1 pseudogene is annotated in these 311 nt (G+C 70.7%); it reads right to left on the minus strand.

What is annotated here, in order from left to right:
- A pseudogene (locus tag NR187_RS34850) lies at nucleotides 1-263 on the minus strand (hypothetical protein); the annotation flags it as partial.
- Nucleotides 264-311 lie beyond the last annotated feature (48 nt).

Here is a 311-nt window from a genome sequence, read left to right on the forward strand (position 1 = left end):
ATGACGACGTCGTCGATGGTCACCGAGCGGCCACCGCCGCCGCCCCAGCCGCCGCCGTGCTGGACCGTCGGATCCTGCGGGAAGCCGGGCTGGGTCTGCTGGTAGCCACCCTGCGGGTAGCCCTGGCCGTAGCCCTGCTGACCGCCGTAGGCCTGGGTCGGGGCCTGCTGGTAGCCGCTCTGCGGGGTCTGGGCGTGGTCGCGGAAGCCGACGTAGCCGTTACGGGCGTCCTGCTCGACGCGGCCGAGGATGGGGTTGGACATGGCGGGCCTCTTTCGTGGGGTCCGTTGATGTTGCTGACAAGGGTAACG

This window comes from Bradyrhizobium sp. Bra64, assembly GCF_024519875.1.
In the GTDB taxonomy this organism is placed as follows: domain Bacteria; phylum Pseudomonadota; class Alphaproteobacteria; order Rhizobiales; family Xanthobacteraceae; genus Bradyrhizobium; species Bradyrhizobium japonicum_G.